Annotated in this window: 1 tRNA gene and 3 rRNA genes; all 4 read right to left on the reverse strand. The window is 58.3% G+C overall.

The features are described from left to right. Positions 1-10: 10 nt before the first annotated feature. The 4 genes from rrf to DQW50_RS17465 all read right to left on the reverse strand — a co-directional run bounded on the left by rrf (position 11) and on the right by DQW50_RS17465 (position 5,204). Positions 11-132 (reverse strand): 5S ribosomal RNA (gene rrf / locus DQW50_RS17450). Between the two features lie 142 nt (positions 133-274). Beyond that, positions 275-3,196: ribosomal RNA gene (locus DQW50_RS17455) — 23S ribosomal RNA — on the reverse strand. Positions 3,197-3,466: 270 nt separating this feature from the next. Further along, a tRNA-Ala gene (locus DQW50_RS17460) sits at positions 3,467-3,538 on the reverse strand. Positions 3,539-3,733: 195 nt separating this feature from the next. Then, positions 3,734-5,204, reverse strand: a 16S ribosomal RNA gene (locus DQW50_RS17465). The 16S, 23S and 5S rRNA genes sit together here with 1 tRNA gene alongside, the layout of an rRNA operon. Positions 5,205-5,664: the final 460 nt, after the last annotated feature.

Consider the following 5,664-nt stretch of genomic DNA (forward strand, 5'->3'; position numbering starts at 1 on the left):
AGTATGAGTGGAGAGGCGGCGAACCGCGGTTCCCAGAGGATCGCTCACTCCAGTACTTCCCGGCACGCTGGTGGGCTTAACTTCCGTGTTCGGAATGGGTACGGGTGGAACCCCACCGCTATGGCCGCCTTTACGCCGACTCCCGGAATCGAACCGGGACTCCCCGCTGGGAGACGCCTATGTCGGTGGTCCCGATCTTTCGATCGGCCGACCGTGTATGCGTGCGACCCAGTTACCGCCTGAACTCATACCAGTTTGGAACCGTCCAGTGACCGTATGACTGTGGCTTCGGTCTGTTAGTGCTCGTGGGCTTAACACCTCGTTGCCTCGGTGCGTACACCCCGAGTCTATCTAACTCGTCTTCTACGAGTGACCTCGTCGGTACTTCTTTTCCATGTGGGTTTCGAGCTTAGATGCGTTCAGCTCTTACCCCGTGTCGCGTGGCTACCCGGCATCTGCCCTTCCGGACAACCGGTACACCAGTGGCGACCAGTCGTAGTTCCTCTCGTACTATACGACCGTTCACGTCAAGTACCTTGACACCCCCAATAGATAGCAGCCGACCTGTCTCACGACGGTCTAAACCCAGCTCACGACCTCCTTTAATAGGCGAACAACCTCACCCTTGCCCGCTTCTGCACGGGCAGGATGGAGGGAACCGACATCGAGGTAGCAAGCCACCCGGTCGATATGTGCTCTTGCGGGTGACGACTCTGTTATCCCTAAGGTAGCTTTTCTGTCATCTACGGGCCCCATTCCGGAGCCTCGTAGGTTCGCTAGACCACGCTTTCGCGTCAGCGTCACTCGTTGGGAATGACACTGTCAGACCATCTTGTGCTCTTGCGCTCTTCGCCGGATTCCCGACCCGGCTGAGATGATCTTCGGGCGCGCTCGATATCTTTTCGAGCGCGTACCGCCCCAGTCAAACTGCCCGGCTACCGGTGTACTCCTCCCGGAGTGAGAGTCGCAGTCACCGACGGGTAGTATTTCAATGCTGTCTCGGCGACGCGCTGGCGCGCGCACCTGTGTAACGACTCCTACCTATGCTGCACATCGGCGACCACGTCTCAGCGACAGCCTGCAGTAAAGCTCTATAGGGTCTTCGCTTCCCCTTGGGGGTCTCCAGACTCCGCACTGGAACGTACAGTTCACCGGGTCCAACGTTGGGACAGTGGCGCTCTCGTTTATCCATTCATGCAAGCCGCTACTGAAGCGGCAAGGTACTACGCTACCTTAAGAGGGTCATAGTTACCCCCGCCGTTGACGGGTCCTTCGTCCTCTTGTACGAGGTGTTCAGATACCCGCACTGGGCAGGATTCAGTGACCGTACGAGTCCTTGCGGATTTGCGGTCACCTGTGTTGTTATTAGACAGTCGGAGCGCCCGAGTCACTGCGACCTGCTCCGTAGAGAGCAGGCATCCCTTCTTCCGAAGGTACGGGACTAACTTGCCGAATTCCCTAACGTCGGTTCTCCCGACAGGCCGTGGCTTTCGCTGCCAGAGCACCTGTTTCGGATCTCGGTACGGACATCGTGCTTGTCTTTTCACGGGCCCTATGTACGGCTGACTTGCGCTATCTCGCGTTTCGCTCGCTTCCTACCGTGACGGTCTCCACGAGCTTCCACGATTCGACCGGGCGACTGCCCGGCTCAACGTTCCACACGGCGTCGACGTTTACTGCACGATGGCACTGGAATATTAACCAGTTTCCCGTTGACGTACTCGAATTACGGTACGTCTTAGGACCGGCTGACCCTCGGCTGATTGGCAGTGCCGAGGAACCCTTGCTCATCAGGCCGTCGAGGTTCTCACCCGACTATCGCTGCTACTGTGACCAGGATTGTCGTTTCTGTACGGTCCACACGAGTTCTCACCCGTGCTTCCATCCGAACAGAACGCCGACCTACGCGGTTACCCTTCTCAAGGGTACGGCCAGGTCTCGGTGGTAGATTTGAGCCCCGATCATTTTGGGCGCCTCAAACCTCGGCCGGTAAGCTGTTACGCTTTTCTTAGAGGGTAGCTGCTTCTAAGCTCACCTCCCGGCTGTTTAGGGCTTGAGACCACCTTCCAATCGCACTTAATCTACACTTTGGGACCTTAACCCGGCTCTGGGTTGTTCCCCTCACGGTACACAGGCTTACCCCGCGCACCGGACTCCCATCGTCTGCGACGCCTGCGGGTTTGGAGTTTGACAGGATGGCCGACTCCTCTCGGAGGCGGGTCATCCAATCGGTAGCTCTACCCCGCGGGCTATCTCGGATGAGGTCATGCTTCGACATGTTTCGGTCGGAACCAGCTGTTGCCAGGCTCGATGGGCCTTTCACCCCTATACACGAATCACGAGAGGATATTGTAGGATACCACCTCTAACGGGCCTCCACGTGGCTTTCGCCACGCTTCACCCTGCTCGCGTATAGATCGCCTGGTTTCGGGTCGTACCCGAATGACTCCCCGCGCTTGAACACGGTGGCCCTCACACAAAGTGCTGCGGCCGTATCGGTTTCCCTGCGCCTTCCCCGGTTCACGGGTTAGACTCGCCATTCGAGTACACTCCCTGGGTCGTTTTTCAAAACGCACGACACGACGCCGGCTCGGTTCTCTTCCTACTGGAGGATCGCTCCTCGCTCGTTTTGAGAACCGCCTTCTACGCCCTGTCGCTCGATCGCCAACTGATTTCAGGCCCTATTGCACCGCCCTTCTCGGGGTGCTTTTCAGCGTTCGCTCACGCTACTTGTTCGCTATCGGTCTCGAGGAGTGTTTAGCCTTCTCAGGGGATGCCTGAGTTGTTCACAGAGGATATCCGACCCCTGCTACTCTGGTATTGACGCCAACGGTACTGTCTCATTCTACGGGGTTGTCACCCTGTTTCACGCTCCGTTCCAGGAGACTTCGAATGAGAGCTCGCGTTTTGGTTGTCAACCCGAACACCACATTGGTCCGAAGACCTTCGGTTTGGGCTGTGTCGCGTTTACTCGCGGTTACTGACGACATCGCGGTTGCGTTCTCTTCCTCCCCTTACTGAGATGTTTCAATTCAGGGGGTTCCCTATTGCGCATAGCAATTGTTAACGGATTCCGATTCGGAGATCTCGTGTTCTTTCCCTCCATGCGGGTCCCACGAGCTTTTCGCAGCTTGGCACGTCCGTCGTCGGCTCTCGAGCCGAGCCATTCACCAGCTGGCACAGTAGCCAGTAGTGTGTCAGCCAACTCTCCGAAGAGAGTGCTGACGGTGTCAGAAATACTCGTCAGAGTATTCCGACTGTATGGTTCACTGACGTTCCACGAACTCGTATGAGTTCAGTGGACGTCTGGATCGCACGTATACACGGTCGTCATCGGATCACGCGCGGCAACGCGTGTCCGTCGAACCCTTCCCATCCGCGGTTTCCCGGGATGGTGCATCGGTCGTCGTACTCCAACCGAGTCACGTCTCCCACTTAAGGGGACGGATCCGGGTTGGGGTTGACATGGACTCACTGGGATTCGAACCCAGGGCATCCTCCTTGCAAGGGAGGCACTCTACCGCTGAGCTATGAGCCCACCTCTCCCGGGTCGGTCGAGACCGGGAGAGGGGTGTGGGGGTGTGTGGTGTGAGCCGTGGACGCTCGTAGGTGTCCGGGCCGGCGATGGGCCGGACTCCAGGATGGACGCATGCGAATGAATAGTGACCGTGTTCGGTCGGTGACCGTCGACGGTCGAAAGGTGAGCTCCCTCAAAGAGGGAGTCTCGGGTCTGTGGAGGTGATCCAGCCGCAGATTCCCCTACGGCTACCTTGTTACGACTTAAGCCCCCTTGCGAAGCCCAGATTCGACACGTGGAACGTGCCTCATCCGGACCTCACTCGGGTGCTTTGACGGGCGGTGTGTGCAAGGAGCAGGGACGTATTCACCGCGCGCTTATGACACGCGATTACTACCGAATCCAGCTTCATGTGGGCGAGTTTCAGCCCACAATCCGAACTACGATCGAGTTTCTGAGATTACCGTCTCCTTTCGGAGTTGGAACCCTTTGTCTCGACCATTGTAGCCCGCGTGTTGCCCAGCACATTCGGGGCATACTGACCTACCGTTGCCCGTTCCTTCCTCCGTGTTGGCCACGGCAGTCTCCCTACTGTCCCCAACCACTTCGCAGTGTTGCTGGCAAGTAAGGATGCGGGTCTCGCTCGTTGCCTGACTTAACAGGACGCCTCACGGTACGAGCTGACGGCGGCCATGCACCTCCTCTCTGTGGCTCGTGGCGAGGTCATCAACCTGACCGTCATTACCACAGTCGATGCTGGTGAGATGTCCGGCGTTGAGTCCAATTAAACCGCAGGCTCCTCCGGTTGTAGTGCTCCCCCGCCAATTCCTTTAAGTTTCATCCTTGCGGACGTACTTCCCAGGCGGCCTGCTTAGCGGCTTCCCTACGGCACAGCACCCACTCGTAGTGGGAGCCACACCTAGCAGGCATTGTTTACGGCCAGGACTACCCGGGTATCTAATCCGGTTCGAGACCCTGGCTTTCGTCCCTCACTGTCGGATCCGTCCTCGCGACGTGCTTTCGCCATCGGCGGTCCGTCCAGGATTACAGGATTTCACTCCTACCCCGGACGTACCCGTCGCGCCTTCCGGTCCCAAGCCATACAGTTTCCACCGGACGGCCACCCGTTGAGCGGGTGGATTTCCCGATGGACTTGTACGGCCAGCTACGGACGCTTTAGGCCCAATAAGATCGGCCATCACTTGGGCTGCCGGTATTACCGCGGCGGCTGGCACCGGTCTTGCCCAGCCCTTATTCGTCCACCTCCCTACGGTGGACAAAAGCGTAGGCTCTATGCCTACGCACTTGGGATCCCCTTATCGCACTGGCGTGCAGTGTAAAGGTTTCGCGCCTGCTGCGCCCCGTAGGGCCCGGAATCTTGTCTCAGATTCCGTCTCCGGGTTCTCACTCTCATGACCCGTACCGATTATTGGCACGGTGGGCCGTTACCCCACCGTCTACCTAATCGGCCGCAGCCACATCCTTCGGCGCCGGAGCCTTTGACACACTCGCCATTCCAGGATGAGTGTGATATACACTATTAGCCTCAGTTTCCCGAGGGTATCGTGCTCCGAAGGGTAGTTTGGCCACGTGTTACTGAGCTATTCGCTACGAGTCTGAACTCGTACAACTAGCATGGCTAAATCGGATCCCAATAGCAATGGCCTCCGGCAGGATCAACCGGAATGTGTACCCTCGCGCCTGATTCCCGGTGCGAGGGGGTTGTGTTGGCGGGTGTTGACGCTGCGTCAACACACCATTGCATGGTCCAATGTGGAGTCCAGTATCACCGGCGACCCGGATGACACCGAACGTCCACGGCTCACATCAGATCTCCGCTTACGCCGGAGCGCAGGGGGCGAGATCCTCATCTTTCGCGGACCTAAACGTTGTCCGGTATGGGTCATAAACCCATCGGAGTTCGTCGGTCCTGCGAATCCGGGCCGGGTTGAACGGCCCGAGTTCGCGGTGCGTTCTTCGCGTTTCGTTCGAACCGGGGTAGACATTTAACCCCGTCGGAACGCGTCGACCGGCCGCTTTGGCGGCCGGCCGCTGGCCCCCATGCCGGGGGCGCTTCGCATTCGAACCGAATCGCGGTGAACACTTAACCCCGTCGAAGCGAACCCGCCACGTCATGCGGTTTCATG

This window comes from Halorubrum sp. 48-1-W, from assembly GCF_003287355.1.
GTDB lineage: Archaea > Halobacteriota > Halobacteria > Halobacteriales > Haloferacaceae > Halorubrum.